Consider the following 15,389-nt stretch of genomic DNA (forward strand, 5'->3'; position numbering starts at 1 on the left):
AGGTGCAGTATGCGTCATAAATTAAATTGGAAAGATTGGCTCATTCGTTTAGGCTTAATCTGGTTCTTGGTAACTTTCATCATTTATCCAAATTTTGATTTAGTAGTTAATGTATTTGTGAAAGGTGGGGAGTTTTCACTTGATGTCGTACAACGAGCTCTTAAATCTCAACGTGCGATTCAGAGTATTATGAACAGTTTTAAGTTAGCATTCTCACTAATTATAACTGTTAATGTTGTTGGTGTACTTTGTGTATTGTTTACAGAATATTTTGATATTAAAGGAGCTAAAATATTAAAACTAGGATACATGACGTCACTAATCTACGGTGGAGTAGTTTTGGCTACTGGTTATAAATTCGTTTATGGACCATATGGAATGATTACCAAATTTTTACAAGGTATTATTCCATCTTTAGATCCTAACTGGTTTATTGGTTATGGTGCAGTTCTATTTATTATGACATTTTCTGGTACTGCTAATCACACCTTATTCCTAACTAATACAATTCGTAGTGTAGACTATCATACTATTGAAGCTGCACGTAATATGGGTGCAAAACCATTTACAGTGTTTAGAAAAGTAGTATTGCCAACTCTTATTCCTACTTTATTCGCTCTGACAATTATGGTTTTTCTAAGTGGGTTATCAGCAGTAGCAGCACCTATGATTGTTGGTGGGAAAGAATTCCAAACTATTAACCCAATGATCATAACATTTGCTGGAATGGGAAATTCTCGTGACTTAGCCGCCTTTCTAGCAATTATTTTGGGTGTTGCCACTACGATTTTGCTTACTATTATGAACAAGATCGAAAAAGGCGGAAATTATATTTCTATTTCTAAAACGAAAGCACCTTTGAAAAAACAAAAAATCACATCTAAACCATGGAATATCATTGCACATATTGTTGCTTATGCTTTGTTCACTGTTTTCATGTTACCATTGATTTTCATTGTATTGTATTCATTTACTGACCCAGTTGCAATACAGTCAGGAAACTTATCATTGTCAAACTTTACTCTTGATAATTACAGATTGTTCTTTAGTAATAGTGCTGCGTTTTCTCCATTCCTAGTCAGCTTTATATATTCTATCATTGCAGCAACTACTGCAACAGTTCTTGCTGTTGTGTTTGCACGAGTAGTTCGTAAACATAAAACTCGATTTGATTTCTTGTTCGAATACGGAGCTCTTCTTCCTTGGCTATTACCAAGTACACTTCTAGCAGTTAGTTTATTGTTCACTTTCAACCAACCTCAACTTTTAGTCTTTAACCAGATTCTAGTTGGTAGTTTAGTAATTTTGCTAATCGCTTATATTGTTGTAAAAATTCCATTCTCTTATAGAATGGTACGTGCAATCTTATTTAGTGTTGATGATGAGATGGAGGATGCTGCTAGAAGTATGGGGGCTTCACCATTTTACACAATGATGAAGGTTATTATTCCTTTCATCTTGCCGGTAGTTCTTTCTGTTATCGCACTCAACTTTAACTCTTTATTGACCGATTTCGATTTATCTGTATTCCTTTATCATCCATTGGCTCAACCATTAGGTATTACGATTCGTTCTGCAGGTGATGAAACAGCAACATCTAATGCACAAGCTCTTGTATTTGTTTATACAATTGTTCTAATGATTATTTCAGGAACTGTATTGTACTTCACACAGAGACCGCGTGGTAAGAAAAGGAAATAGTAATGCAATCATCCAGCATGGGACTATCATACATTGAAATTATTATTAGAGTCGTGTTGTCTTTGGTCATTGGAAGTATTATTGGCTTAGAAAGAGGAAGTAAATCTCAACCAGCAGGTATTCGTACACATAGTATCGTTTGTATGGCTGCTTGTTTGATTATGATGACTAATGAATTTGTATCTTATAAGTTTGGAACAGGAGATCCGACACGTTTAGGTGCTCAAGTTATTTCTGGTGTTGGTTTTCTTGGAGCTGGAACAATTCTTATCACAGATAAAAAGAAGGTCACGGGTCTGACAACTGCAGCAGGAATCTGGGCTTCTGCAGGAATAGGTTTAGCTATTGGAGTAGGTTTTTATGAAGGTGCTCTGTTAGTAGCTATTTCTGTGTGGAGTGTGATTTCTATGTTTCAGCCTTTAAAAAAATATCTTCAAAGTCGTTCAAAAGTTATTGAATTATATATTGTAGTTAAATCTACTGAGGCATATAATCGAGTATTAGTTTATTGTGCAGAAAATGGAATTCGATTGAATGATTCAAGAACTGCTTTTGGAGATGTTAATTCTGAAAGAATTGAATATTTTGATGTTCCAGACAAAAGAATAGCATCATTTATGACTCTAGAACTTTCAGGTAAGTTTGAACATCTTAAACTAATGGAAGAAATAGCAAATATTGTTGGTGTTATTTATGTGGAAGAAGTTAGTTGATATAGAATAAACAAAGGGGCAGTTATTCTTGTCCCTTTGTTTTTTAGGTGATAATTGACTCGAAATTATTTGCAAAGTATAAGGATAAACATAAATGAAGGTATATAATATTAATTTTGACTGTGGAAGAATAACGTATTTTGAATATAATTCTTTAGTGCAAGTATATAGATTTCATTCTTTTTATGATATTTGTGAAATTGTATTTTCGTCTTCTTTACCAGCTGATGATATATTAGCAAAAGTTATTGTTAAGGAAAAGATTATTCCGATCTTAGACTGCTATGTCCAAATGTTATTAGATACTTTTATAGTTTCAATGGATTTTACCGAAAATGATTTTTTATATTTTCGTGGTAAGTTATTTTCATACAAGTTTATCAGTTGTGAAGTAGAAAAAATTGTAAAGAATAAAAATTTTAATTGTCAATGTTATTTTTTTGAATCGGAAGAATAGAGTATAAAATAGAAAATTTTGAAATTAAAGTTTTTGTTAAGATACATTAAAATATTTTACTAAATTCTCTTGTTAAAAAAAGTAAATATTGTATAATAAAATTAGATAAATCATAAATGGAGGACTAAAGTGAAAAATTTAAACGATAAAAAGGTAACTATTTATGATATTGCGCATTTATCAGGTTTTTCTCCAAAAACTGTTTCACGTGTTATTAACGGTGGTGAAAAGGTAAAAGAAGAAACTTATCGAGCTATTCAAAAAGTCATTGATGAGTTGTCGTATGTTCCAAATGCATATGCAAAAAATTTGACTAAGAAAGAAACTACAAACATTTTGATTTCCGTTAAAAAGATTGATTCTTTTCCCTTGATTTGGTTTCAAACTTTACTAGATAGAGTTCTACAAACTTGTAAAGAGTTTGGTGTAAACGCTATTGTTGAATACTTTGGTGAAGAAGATACGATTAGGAATTCAATAATTTCAAGTACAGGAAGCTTAATAGATGGAGTAATAGTATTTTATGAAAGTAAAGACGATATTCGGATTAATTATTTACAGAAAAATAATATGCCTTTTATAGTTTTTGGAGAATCTCGAACACCTGATGTTGTTTATGTATCTAATAACAATTTTCAAGCCACTTATGATATGATGGAATTAGTAACAAAAGAGAATATTAAAAGTATGTTGTTACTTATGGGAGGGGAATCTCTTGTTAATAAGGATCGTGAAAAAGGTATTCGTACTTTTTTGACTGATAAAAATTATTTAATGGATTTGCAAGTTATTTATGGTTTAACTACAATTGATTCAGTTTATTCATATGCTATAAATAATTTATCTAATCAAAATCATCCGGATATGATATTTGTTTCTGGGGATGAGAAGGTTCAAGGGCTGATTCGTGCATGCTATGAGAAGGGGATTACCATTCCTGATGATATTTCAATAATTGGATTCGATAATATTCCTATTTCGCAATATTATACTCCAGCACTGTCTACTATTTCTCCTAATTATGCTATGTTAGCCCAAAAAATGATAGAAGGTGTTTTAGCAATCATTAACGGTGAAAATATAGAATCCGTTGAAATATCTTCAAAAATTATTAGAAGACAAAGCTTTTAATCGGTAAAAAATACCGATTTTTTATTTGATAAAATATTAAAAAAGTAGTAGAATACAACTTATGACACCGATGTCATTTTAGAGTAGGAGGGATTAATGTCTACAATTTTTAATCATTCATTTAATAGTATTGTCGAGTTAAGGCATGTTATTTCAATATTAATTGCTTGTGCATGTGGATGGGCAATTGGTTATGAACGTAAGGCACGTAATAAGCAAGCTGGAGTAAAAACTCATATAATTGTCGCTTTAACTTCGGCTTTAATGATGATTCTTTCAAAAGAAGCATTTTTAGATACACCATCTTATGATACTTCTCGGGTTGCAGCTCAAATTGTTAGTGGTATTAGTTTTATAGGTGGAGGAATAATTTTTACTCGAGATAAGAAAATTAGTGGAATAACTACTGCTGCTGGTATATGGGCTACAGCTGGTATTGGTATGGCAATTGGTGCTGATTTTTGGATATTTGGTTCTTTTTGTAGTTTTATAGTTGTTCTGGTGCAATTAGTGACACATAGTAATGTAAGAAATCATGTAATTTATCAAGCGAAGATTGTGTTAGAAACAAATGATATTTCTCTTGCTGGTAAAATTTATGCTAACCTTGGTGCACTAGATTTCAAAAAATCTAATGTTGAGTTGAAAGAACAGTTATCTAATGATTCTTATGATATTTTGATTTCTATTGAGAATGATAAGGAGATTTCAATATTAGATATTGAAGCTTTTTTGCTTAATGAAGATAAGAATCTAAAAATAAAAGAGTTTAAATTAAAAAATTATATGAAGAGTTAAATTTTCTATTTAAAATTTTTATTTTTCTAAAAAAAGTACAACTATCTTTTGTTTCTAATAGATTTAAGCTTGTAAGAGTCCGTTAGGGCTCTTTTATTCTGTGATAATTTTTTCAAATAGTATTTGTTATACTTTATTTAATTTAGATTTATGTTGGGGGTTTGGGGGCTAGCCACCATATTTTCATATCGTTTGTCTTTTGAACAGTATGGTTTGAAATGGCAAGCGATATGATTTTTGGGATATTGTGGACACAATATCTGAGCTCGCAAAGCCTTACAAAAATAATGAATCTATTTTGTAAAACGTACTGACAGTGTCTGTAAGCTTACATTGTCAGTAAAGGTATCAATGAAGGAGGAAAAGTCATATGAAAAGAAATATACGTAGTATTCGGAAACAATTTCGCTTAACAGAAACGGAAGAAAAACAAATACTAGATTTAATGAGAGAGAAAGGAGAGGATAATTTTTCTGATTTTCTCCGTAAAAGCTTACTATTGTCTGATGGACAAAAACAGATGGAAAAATGGTTCAACCTTTGGAAAAAACAAAAGTTGGAACAAATTAGCCGTGATGTTCATGAAATATTAATAATTGCTAAAATAAATCATCAGGTTACTCAAGAACATGTTTCTATATTGTTAACCTGTATTCAGGAATTAATTGAAGAGGTAGAAAAAACAAGTCCTCTTAGTGAAAATTTTCGTAACAAATATATGAGGTAGTACAGTGGAACACAGATATAGAACGAATTTAAAAAAAGTCTTTTTATCTGATCTAGAATTAGTCAAATTAAATGAAAATATCTCAAAAAGTAACTGCTTATCATTCTCAGAATATGCTAGACGAACTCTACTAGATCCTGGTATGAATTTTATCACCATTGATACAAATAGTTATCAAGATTTGATTTTTGAATTAAAACGAATCGGAAATAATATTAATCAAATAGCCAGAAGCATAAATTATTCGAATTTAATAACGGAAGTTGAATTAAATGAGTTGAGAAAAGGTATAGAAGAGTTAATAGTAGAAGTGGAGAAAGATTTTCTTATTCAATCTGAAAAATTGAGGAAATTTTATGGTCATCACTAAACACTTTGCGATTCATGGAAAAAATTATCGTAGTAAACTAATCAAATATATTTTGAATCCAAGTAAAACAAACAATCTAACACTAGTTTCAGATTTTGGTATGAGAAATTATTTAGATTTTCCTAGTTATAAAGAACTAGTGAAGATGTACAATGATAATTTTTTAAGTAATGATACTCTTTATGAATTTCGTCATGATAGGCAAGAAGTAAATCAACGAAAAATTCATTCTCATCACATCATTCAGTCCTTTTCTCCAGATGACCATCTCACTCCTGAACAAATCAATCGGATTGGTTATGAGACAGTTAAAGAGTTGACAGGAGGTATATTTCGTTTCATTATAGCAACTCATGTCGATAAAGAGCATATCCACAATCACATCATCCTAAATTCAATTGATCAGAATTCTGATAAAAAGTTTCTATGGGATTATAAGGCAGAACATAATCTACGAATGGTTTCTGATCGTCTTTCAAAAATTGCAGGGGCAAAAATTATAGAAAATCGTTATTCGCATCGTCAGTATGAAGTTTATCGCAAAACAAATTACAAATATGAAATAAAACAACGAGTATATTTTCTAATCGAGAACTCGAAAAATTTTGAAGATTTCAAGAAAAAAGCAAAAGCTTTACATTTAAAAATTGATTTTAGACACAAGCATGTCACTTTTTTTATGACTGATTCAAATATGAAACAAGTCGTACGTGATAGTAAATTGAGTAGAAAACAACCTTATAATGAAACTTATTTTAAGAAAAAGTTTGTTCAAAGGGAAACCATAAACATCTTAGAATTTTTACTTCCGAAAATGAAGAATATGAATGAATTGATTCAAAGAGCAGAATATTTTGGATTAAAAATAATTCCGAAAGAAAAACATGTTCAATTTGAATTTGATGAGATTAAGATTTCAGAGCAGGAATTGGTAAAAACGAATCGGTATAGTGTTAGTTATTTTCAAGACTATTTTAATAACAAAAATGAAACTGTTGTCTTAGATAATAAAAATTTAGTTGAACTTTACAATGAAGAAAAGCTAATTAAAGAAAAAGAGTTGCCGACAGAAGAGGTGGTATGGAAATCCTATCAAGATTTCAAGAGAAATAGGGATGCAGTTCATGAATTTGAGGTAGAGTTGAATCTTAATCAAATAGAAGAAGTAGTAGACGATGGAATGTACATTAAGGTACATCTTGGCATCCGACAAGAAGGACTTATTTTTGTACCAAATATTCAAATCAATATGGAAGAAGAAAAAGTTAAAGTATTTCTCAGAGAAACTAGTTCTTACTATGTATACTATAAAGATTCAGCAGAAAAAAATCGCTTTATGAAAGGTAAAACTTTGATTAGGCAATTTAATCTTCAGTATGAACCGCAGTATATGTATAGAAGAATTCCTCTTAGCAGAATTAAAGAAAAAATAGAACAATTAGATTTTCTTATATCTGCGGAAAATAGTCCGAATGATTTTGAAGATATAACAAATGATTTCATTGCCCAAATATCATATCTAGAGAATATGATTGAACAAGTCCAAAATAAAATTGATGATTTAACTAATTTAGAGGAAATATTGTTGAATAATACGACAAATAGTTCTGGGAATTTAGAAAAAAATATTCAAGGTAAAAGTTCGGTAGATACAATAGAGAAGGATTTATACATATATAAAGGAAGAATTGAAAAACTGAAGGAGAAGCATAAAGAAATTATAAACTTATTTGAAAAGTTTAATCGTACGATAAAGAAGTATAAGAAAGTAAAAAATACGAAATCTAGTAATGAAACCGAGATAACTCTGGAGTAAATAGTTTCCTAAAAAGTATATATAGAAGACTTTAATGTGCCAATTTGTCACATTTCACAAAATAAGAAAATAACTATATTATACTTGTTTCAGGAGACATTGGATGTTGAAAAGGATTAGAGGTTTACGTGAGGATACTGATTTAACACAAGAATATATTGCTAAAACAGTCTTGAATTGTACAAGGTCAGCGTATTCTAAAATGGAGTCAGGTACCAGGTTAATCTCTATAGATGACCTTATTAAACTTGCAGATTTTTATAAGGTAAGCTTAGACTACCTTGTAGGTCGAGTGGATAACAAAGAAGACCATTACTTCAAAAAGTAGTAGGTTAAGAAAGCACATTGACAATTGAATAGTCCAAAATGGTACTTTCCTCATTTGTGGAGCAGATTTGAATGGCTCGCCATGATAAGAGCGATTTTAAAACCATCAATAAAATAGAGCGATACTTTATATGCCATGATACAAATGATATACAATGATACTTCTGACCGTTCAGGCTGCCACCGTAAAAGAGCAGCAAGTGAAATTCTTATGATGACTTCATCAGTCATGCCATGGAGGTAAAATATCTAAGAAAGGAAGTAATAAAATCATGGAAACTGTAAACTATAAAGATTTAGTTGCGATTGGTTTTCCAGAGCACACATCGAGAAATATTATTAGACAAGCAAAAAAGATTGCTGTAAAAAAGTTTGAAGAAGCTAGAAAAAATGATAAGAATGCGGTACAATTAGGATGTTCACCTTTCAATAATAAAAGGTTAGGCATTGCTCCTAAAAATATTGTAGAAAATTTAATTGGTATTTCTTTTTCAGATATAGAAGGTGAGAAAAATGGTTATATCAAAGACAAAGAAATATAAAGGTGTATACAAAGATTCAAAAGGAAAAATTTATTTTCAAATTGAATTAGGAGTTGATCCAATAACTGGGAAAAGAATTCAAAAGAAAGGAAGGAAAAATCAACAGGGACTACCGTTCAATTCTTTTAAGGAAGCATATGAAGAGATACTTCGTTTAAAACATGAATTTGTGAACTCTACTATTAATAATAGTTTTCTAACTTTTAGAGAGTTTATGGAAGAGATTTATTTAAAATATTATCAACAAAAAGTTCAATTTGTAACTTATCAGACCGCTTTACCACATCATCAGTTATTTATTAAGCAATTTGGTAGTAAAAAATTATCAGATATTAGTACTATTGACTGTGAAAGATTTCGCTTAGCTATTATAGACAAGTATTCTAGTAACTATGCTAAAAATATGTGGTCTAGATTTAAAGCATGTCTGGGTTATGCAGAAAGATTGGGTTATATTGATAGAGTTCCTTTTAAAGGATTAGATAATCCTAGAGGAAAGCACCCTGATACAAAATTTTGGACTTTTGATGAATTTAAGAAAGTAATAAACTCTTTTGATATTAGTGAGTATGAGGGACTCCATAACTACATGACAATCTGGTTATATTTTATGACTGGTTTAAGAGTTAGTGAGGGTATTGCTCTTAAATGGGAAGATATTGATTTTGAAGGTAAATGGATTCATGTTCATTCGACAATTGAAAAAGATAAAAACGGTGTATGGTATGCTAAACAACAAACAAAGACAATAGCAGGGAATCGTAAAATTGATTTAGATGATTTTACGATTACAATACTTAAAAAATGGCGAGAAGTTCAAATCAAGAATGATGATAAAGATTATGTAGTATCACGTTTTGGTGCCCCCTTGTGTAAGTCTACAATTTCCAGGATAATAAAAAGGCATGCTAAGATTACTGGTGTACCAGAAATTACAGGTAAAGGATTAAGACATAGTCATGCATCTTATCTTATAAATGTGTTACATAAGGATACTTTATATGTTTCATATCGATTAGGACACGCTGATAAGTCAACTACGTTGAATACATATAGTCACTGGTATTATTCAGGTGATTCAACAATTTCAGAAGAGATTACAAACAGTTTAGATAATCTTGGATTATCAATTTACCTACCAAATTCCTGCCAAAGTTGAAAATTGAGGAATTAACCCACTAATACTGGGGGAAAATAGGATTTGCAAATTGTTACTCTTAAATAATAGAGCAACTACTTTTGTAGCTTAAAAACATGATTAAACTGCTATTCTTAGGAATAGCGGTTTTTCTTTTTGTTCGAGAAGGGCAAAAAAGGGGCAAACTATTTTATAATTTATCTAAGAGACAAACAAGTTTTGAATAATAGGCTTTCCATTAAACATTGGTGAAGTACAGTCTCTGGTTTTTTCCTTGATCTATAACTCATTGTTTGGTTTAGTATGATATAATAATATCGAACTACATTTTTGGAAAGGTTATTATGATGAGTTTAATAAATAAAATTGAACAAGGTATTAAAGAGTTAGAGGGAGGAGGATTTCAAAAACTAGGTGATGCGTACCTGAGAAGAAAATACAATTTAAAAATTGTTTCATTAGGTTCACAAGAAGGAACGGATAAGACTACTAAAGGAATTCCTGATTCTTATGCTGAGGAAAAAGGTAAATATGTTTATATCATGTATGGTACACATAAATCTATAATATCTAAATTAAAAGAAGATATTCATTCAGTTAAGAAAAAAATTTTAGATGAAAATATTTCTGAAGATAAGGTTGCGAGACTTATTTGTTGTCATACTTCTTCAAATATAACAATTAAACAAAAAGAAGATCTAGAAAAAATAGCTGAGCCTTATCAGCTAGAATTGATTGGAATTAATGAAATTGCTGATGATCTTACAAAGTTAGATTTTCAATATTTAGCAAAAGAGTATCTATCAATCAGTGAATCTACAGAGCAAGTTTGGTCTATCAATGACTTCATAAGAATTCATGATGAGAGTAAAATTAATGCACCTATATCAAATGACTATATTGGAGATGTAAGTGAAATTATAAATACCATTAAATCAAGTGAAAAACGAATCTTCTTAATATCTGCTAAGCCTGGAACAGGGAAAACTAGATTAGCAATTGAAATTTGCTCTTTGCTCGATCGAAATAAATATAACATTATTTGTGTCAAGAGCAATAATCAGGATATTTACCAAGATGTAAAACGCAATCTAAATTTACACAAAGAAAATATTGTTTTTATTGATGATGTTAATACTACACAAAATTATATTTCTACACTTGGGCTACTGAACACGACTAGTAATATTCGGTTTATTCTTACGGTACGTGATTATGCTAAAAAAGATATAATAAATAATGTTAAAGTTTATGGGTACAATAATATTGAGCCAGAACTTATAAAAGATGATAATTTTAAGGAATTACTCAATCAATTCTCTCGAAACGATTTTACCAATAAAGAAATTGAACATATAAAAACGATATCTAAAAGCAATCCGCGTATTGCAGTCATTGCAGCGAAGTTATCTAGCTCTCGGGATTTGACTAATTTTAATGACGAGATTGATATTTTAAAAGATTACTATGAAGAAATTTTAAATAAAAATAACATTATTTATGCAGAACAAAAGACTTTATTTATTTTATCTTACTTAAAAAAGATTAGACTGGAAAGTTTAGAAGAGAACCAGGAATTCAAAAAATTACTAAAAATAACTGATATAACAAATACTGACTTTAAGAGTGCAGTGGAGAAGCTTCACGAGAGAGAGTTGTGTAATATTTATAACGACAAAATTGTAAAGATAGCAGATCAATCATTAGATGATTATATAGTTATCAAGTTTTTAATTAATAAGAAAATATCAATTTTAGAAATTTTACATGAGTTATATCCAGTAAACGATCAAAGAGTTGTTCAAATACTAAATCAATGTTCCAATTTTATTAGGAAAGAGGGTGATTTAAAAGGCGTTTCTGATGCAGTTAAATCATATTATTACAATGAAAGTAATTTTGAAAGCGATGAGCTTAAAGAAAAGTTTTTAATACAATTTGGAGTATTACTTCCTCTAGAAGCAATTTCACACGTTAAAAATAAAATTGATAATATAGAGTCTCAGGCTTATACAAAGACTAATTTTATTAATCAGAAGGATAAAAAGGAATCTATTAAGGATTCAGTTTTAAATATTGTATTTGTAACTACACGGACAAAATATTGTAGTCAAATTCTCCAATTATTGTTAAAGTACTTTGATAAAAATCCTAATAAGATTTCTGAGGTTTATAGTATTCTTGAAGCAAACTACGGGTTGGTTACAGAAAGAGAATATATTGATTATACCTTAGCTGAAAATACTATTTCTGAACTTGCTAATCTTGATTTGATGAAAAGTTATAATCAAGAATTAAGCGCGACAATTTTGAAGCAGTATTTTAAAATTACTATCGATAGGACAGAAGCTTATGAGGAATCATTTACGTTTAGGAAATGTATCATTCCTGATAGTGAAAAACTGAAAGAGTATCATAGAAGTATACTAAAACTTTTAGCAAAGATATATAATGTTGGAAGTGTTGATATTAGACTTTATATTGAGAGAATACTGTATGATTACAGAAGAAAAATTTTGACTTATTCAGAAAGTCATCGTATGACTATTAATAGAGATTTGAGAAACATTAGAGAATTATTTTTTGAAGACATAAAAAATTTATCTATGATTGAAGAACAAATAGTTTATACTTTACATAAAGCTGAAGTGGAAAAAAACTTACCGAGTGTGTTTGACGATTATATGATTTCTGAGAGACAAGATATATATAATAATTTGACCAATCATAATCATATCTGGATTCATAAAGATGATGTTAAAATAAGACTACAAGAAATTGCATATAGATATTCAAACAATTGGCAAAATATTTTCAATTTTGCAAATCAATTCAAACATAGCTTATTTATGAATGACAATAACATTGAGCTAGTACTATTCAATATGTTTTTTCAATTAGAAAATGAGAAAAAAATTGAATTTTTAAATTTAATGTTTAAATCAAACTATCATTTCGTAACTAGGAATCCAATTAGTTTTTTAGAAAATATTGAGAAAAGTTCAATGCGGTCTGTTATTGATTCCTCTCCAGAATCAGAAAAATATGAATGGCAACTTGCTTATTTAACACAAATTGAAAATGTTAAAAATGAAGATATACAAACATTAAAGAGTATTCTAGAAGCTAATTCTTTACCATATTATTTTACAATTTTAAATTTTGAGAGATTGATTTTGAAAGATCCTAGATTAAAAGAGTTGTTAATACAAAAAGCTGGGAATACAAATTTTGTTATTTCTGATTTTATAAGAGAAGAAGAGGTGCCAAAATTAATAAATCTAATTGGAGAAAACGATTTAAAGTCTCAGTATTTAATCAATTTAGGGAGCAGTAAGGATCACACCTATAAGCTTTTTCAAAAATTAGGAGGAAATGATATTAATTTTGCGGTAGAAGTATTGAAGAAAATTGATGAGCTAAAAATGGGAAGCTCTAATTTAGGATACATGGTATTACATACTATAAATGGATTTAGAGATAAGAAAGAAATTTATAAAAAGTTTATCCGCTTTGCAATAAATAGGCCATATTACTACTATAACAATATGCTTGAAGATATTATAAAAAATGACAGTCAGATCATATTAGAAATGCTTGAGGAAACAAACAATGAGCAATTTGCAATTAGATTGGTCAATCTAGGTGTAGAATTTTTAGAAAACAGCAATCAAAAACTAATACTATTTAATCTTCTCAGAGCTAAAGGATTTGGCAAGAAGTCATTCCAAGAAATACATTTTAGTCCCTATTCACATTTTTTTACTGGTAGTCACGTTCCGGTGTTGGAATTAGAAAAAGAACTCCTAGAAAGAATTAAAGAGATATTTGAAACTGATATAGACTACATTAAGTTGTTATGGTACTTGGATAAACTAATAGATGGCAAGCGCAATGCGATTGAAAGAGAATTGGAAAAGGAGTTTTAAATTATAATTTATATTTATTACTTCTTAAGGTGCTAGATAAAATCAGTAAATTCTACTGTTTTATAGTATTTTAGTGAAATATTTGGTTTGATTTAAAATGGGTAAACCTACTTGAAATTATAGTCTGATACGAAAGTTCTAGGGTGCTTTTTTCTAACAGTTACTAGAATCTTGATAGAAATTCGATTTTCTTCTTGACTCCGACCTTAGGTAAGGGATTATACTAATAGTAGATAAGAAAGGAGATTACTATGAAAATTAATATGATTCGTTCGGATAAAGTTTATCAAGAGATGCTAGAGCTACCCTTAGAAAAGAGAGAAGGTTGCTTTCGAGCCAAAATATTAGCACCTTTTGCAACGAAATACCAAACTCAACACATTCCTTTAAAAGCGAAGTATCCTGGAGGATTTGATGCTCTGTTTCTACTTGGCTTTATGAATCAGTTGCCTGCAACTCTCTCGGAAAAGGATAGACCAGCTATCGACGCTCTGAGCTCTGATCAACTCTGGCAAAATTGTCAAGATACCATCAAGAGGAGTATTGGTCTTTTTGAGCAAGCTGGCTATGATTTAGAGGTTGAGGATTACCATTTTACTATTTTATTGGGCAACTCTGAAAAGGCCATGTTACAGCTCAATAAGGGTTATAGCGGAGATGGTGGAATTCCAGGTTACCTCATGCTTAGTCTGCTACCGAATGACTATACTTTGCCACGAGTACAAGCAGCGTTAGCTCATGAGTGTAACCATAATGTCCGTTTCCAATTTATCAAATGGAATCAGCAGACGACACTCGCAGACTGGGTAGTCAGTGAAGGATTGGCAGAGTCTTTTGCAGCTGAGCTTTATGGCAAAGATCTAATCGGATCTTGGGTCACTTCAACCAGTCCAGAGCAGTTAGAAGAGATTAAGCCCATCATCTCAAGTCAGCTTCAGCTAACAGGTATGGCGGAAATGGCTCCTTATCTCTACGGTGATGAAATTGCTGAGATTCAAGGTCAAATACCGGTTGGAATGCCCTATGCTGCAGGCTATGCTTATGGTTATCATTTGATACAAGCTTATCTGAAAAAGACTGGCAAGAACATTATTGAGGCTACAGTGACGCCTACAGAAGAGATTTTAGAGGCGACGAAAGACTTTTGGAAATGACACTTTTTGCTTGCAAATCTGCCAGAGTTTGATATAATGTAGGTAATTTCTGGAGGTGACTATATGCACTATAAAAGAGTTGAATTAAAACTCACAAATCAAGGTATCCATGAGCGCAAGATTTTTCAAGGTGTTAAGATTTTTAGTCGCAGTAAATTGTCCAAAGATCAGAAAAGTATTCTAACACAGAAGCTTTACCTGACTCTGAAGCAAAACATCGTTTACTATCAACGTACAGATGTCAACTATGATCAGAACTGGAATCATCATAAGGACTATTACGAATTAGCTTATGGTCAGATGGATAGAGAGACGGTTTTTAAGGTTTGCCAAGATTTTGACGAACTAAGTCCTTTTCTGGAAAATGAACTGCTGGAGAAGTTAAAAGAAAAGCAGTCAACAGGCAAATTTTTTGAAAAATTAGATATATAAAAATCCGGCTGCTTTTATAAGCAGTCGGATTTCTCTAATTTATAGTTTGATAATCTTTCATGATAAAAATAGATCTATTTTTATCATGAACAGCTAACTTAGTTAGAAATTGTAGAAACAGTATAGTTGAAATCTATGAAGAATAAGTGTATAA

Annotated in this window: 14 protein-coding genes; all 14 read left to right on the forward strand. The window is 30.4% G+C overall.

Features of this window, described 5'->3' with window-relative positions; genetic code table 11:
- Positions 1 to 9 precede the first annotated feature (9 nt).
- Positions 10 to 1,701, forward strand: a complete 1,692-nt coding sequence (locus HMPREF1518_RS09385; RefSeq protein ID WP_033585731.1) for an ABC transporter permease — start codon at positions 10 to 12, stop codon at positions 1,699 to 1,701.
- A 2-nt stretch (positions 1,702 to 1,703) separates the two neighbouring features.
- Positions 1,704 to 2,414 carry an MgtC/SapB family protein gene (locus HMPREF1518_RS09390; protein ID WP_001191972.1) on the forward strand — a complete coding sequence of 237 codons (711 nt, stop codon included), beginning with the start codon at positions 1,704 to 1,706 and terminating at the stop codon, positions 2,412 to 2,414.
- A 94-nt stretch (positions 2,415 to 2,508) separates the two neighbouring features.
- Positions 2,509 to 2,871 (forward strand): hypothetical protein, encoded by a 363-nt coding sequence (locus HMPREF1518_RS09395; protein ID WP_000870371.1) that lies wholly within the window; start codon positions 2,509 to 2,511, stop codon positions 2,869 to 2,871.
- Between the two features lie 129 nt (positions 2,872 to 3,000).
- Positions 3,001 to 4,002, forward strand: a complete 1,002-nt coding sequence (locus HMPREF1518_RS09400; protein WP_000793419.1) for a LacI family DNA-binding transcriptional regulator — start codon at positions 3,001 to 3,003, stop codon at positions 4,000 to 4,002.
- Between the two features lie 96 nt (positions 4,003 to 4,098).
- A complete protein-coding gene (locus tag HMPREF1518_RS09405) occupies positions 4,099 to 4,800 on the forward strand; it encodes an MgtC/SapB family protein (protein WP_003042140.1) in 702 nt (233 codons plus the stop codon).
- 370 nt (positions 4,801 to 5,170) lie between these two features.
- Positions 5,171 to 5,527 carry an SAG1252 family conjugative relaxosome accessory protein gene (locus HMPREF1518_RS09410; protein WP_033585732.1) on the forward strand — a complete coding sequence of 119 codons (357 nt, stop codon included), beginning with the start codon at positions 5,171 to 5,173 and terminating at the stop codon, positions 5,525 to 5,527.
- Between the two features lie 4 nt (positions 5,528 to 5,531).
- Complete coding sequence (locus HMPREF1518_RS09415) at positions 5,532 to 5,897, forward strand: MobC family plasmid mobilization relaxosome protein (protein WP_000401235.1); 366 nt, start codon at positions 5,532 to 5,534, stop codon at positions 5,895 to 5,897.
- Entirely contained in the window at positions 5,884 to 7,713 is a 1,830-nt protein-coding gene (locus HMPREF1518_RS09420; protein WP_033585733.1) for an SAG1250 family conjugative relaxase, read from the forward strand. The genes HMPREF1518_RS09415 and HMPREF1518_RS09420 overlap by 14 nt, the downstream gene beginning before the upstream one ends.
- A gap of 103 nt (positions 7,714 to 7,816) precedes the next feature.
- Positions 7,817 to 8,041, forward strand: a complete 225-nt coding sequence (locus HMPREF1518_RS09425) for a helix-turn-helix domain-containing protein (RefSeq protein WP_033585734.1) — start codon at positions 7,817 to 7,819, stop codon at positions 8,039 to 8,041.
- Positions 8,042 to 8,312: 271 nt separating this feature from the next.
- Positions 8,313 to 8,582 carry a DUF3173 family protein gene (locus tag HMPREF1518_RS09430; RefSeq protein ID WP_003042127.1) on the forward strand — a complete coding sequence of 90 codons (270 nt, stop codon included), beginning with the start codon at positions 8,313 to 8,315 and terminating at the stop codon, positions 8,580 to 8,582.
- Complete coding sequence (locus HMPREF1518_RS09435; protein WP_033585735.1) at positions 8,554 to 9,741, forward strand: tyrosine-type recombinase/integrase; 1,188 nt, start codon at positions 8,554 to 8,556, stop codon at positions 9,739 to 9,741. The genes HMPREF1518_RS09430 and HMPREF1518_RS09435 overlap by 29 nt, the downstream gene beginning before the upstream one ends.
- Positions 9,742 to 10,067: 326 nt before the next feature.
- The gene (locus HMPREF1518_RS09440; RefSeq protein ID WP_033585755.1) at positions 10,068 to 13,649 is read left to right on the forward strand and encodes an ATP-binding protein; all 3,582 of its coding nucleotides are present in this window, start codon (positions 10,068 to 10,070) and stop codon (positions 13,647 to 13,649) included.
- A gap of 251 nt (positions 13,650 to 13,900) precedes the next feature.
- Positions 13,901 to 14,803 carry a DUF2268 domain-containing protein gene (locus tag HMPREF1518_RS09445; protein WP_033585736.1) on the forward strand — a complete coding sequence of 301 codons (903 nt, stop codon included), beginning with the start codon at positions 13,901 to 13,903 and terminating at the stop codon, positions 14,801 to 14,803.
- 63 nt (positions 14,804 to 14,866) lie between these two features.
- Positions 14,867 to 15,235 (forward strand): EXLDI protein, encoded by a 369-nt coding sequence (locus HMPREF1518_RS09450; protein WP_033585737.1) that lies wholly within the window; start codon positions 14,867 to 14,869, stop codon positions 15,233 to 15,235.
- Positions 15,236 to 15,389: the final 154 nt, after the last annotated feature.

This window comes from Streptococcus sp. SR1 (genome assembly GCF_000526075.1).
Lineage (GTDB): Bacteria > Bacillota > Bacilli > Lactobacillales > Streptococcaceae > Streptococcus > Streptococcus halitosis.